Genomic DNA, 761 nt, shown 5'->3' on the forward strand with positions numbered 1-761 from the left:
CGTCCCGGGGAGAAGATCGCGACGGACGGGACCGTGGTCGAGGGCTCCTCCGCCGTGGACGCCTCCATGCTCACCGGCGAGTCCGTACCCGTCGAGGTCACCATCGGCGACACCGTCACCGGAGCCACCCTCAACGCCGGAGGCCGCCTCGTCGTCGAAGCCACCCGCGTCGGCGCCGACACCCAACTCGCCCGCATGGCCCGCCTCGTCGAGGACGCCCAGAACGGCAAAGCCTCCGCCCAACGCCTCGCCGACCGCATCTCCGCCGTCTTCGTCCCCATCGTCATCGCCCTCGCCCTGGGAACCCTCGGCTTCTGGCTCGGCAACGACGCCGGACTCACCGCCGCCTTCACCGCCGCCGTCGCCGTCCTCATCATCGCCTGCCCCTGCGCCCTCGGCCTCGCCACACCCACCGCCCTCATGGTCGGCACCGGCCGCGGCGCCCAGCTCGGCATCCTCATCAAAGGCCCCGAAGTCCTGGAGACCACCCGCCGCGCCGACACCATCGTCCTCGACAAGACCGGCACCGTCACCACCGGCCGCATGACCCTCCAGACCACCCACACCACCCCCACCACCACCGAAACCACAGTCCTCCGCCTCGCCGGAGCCCTGGAGAACGCCTCCGAACACCCCATCGCCCAGGCCGTCGCCGCCGCCGCCACCGACACCACCGGCCCCCTCCCCACCCCCGAGGACTTCCAGAACATCCCCGGACTCGGCGTCCAGGGCACCGTCGAGGGCCACGCCGTCCTCGTCGG

At 72.4% G+C, this 761-nt stretch carries 1 protein-coding gene; it reads left to right on the forward strand.

From position 1 onward, the window contains the following. Nucleotides 1-761: HAD-IC family P-type ATPase (locus CR470_RS38260; RefSeq protein ID WP_143664002.1), on the forward strand; the 761-nt coding region annotated here is incomplete at both ends.

This window comes from Streptomyces sp. rh34 (assembly GCF_002551245.1).
Classification (GTDB): Bacteria; Actinomycetota; Actinomycetes; order Streptomycetales; family Streptomycetaceae; genus Streptomyces.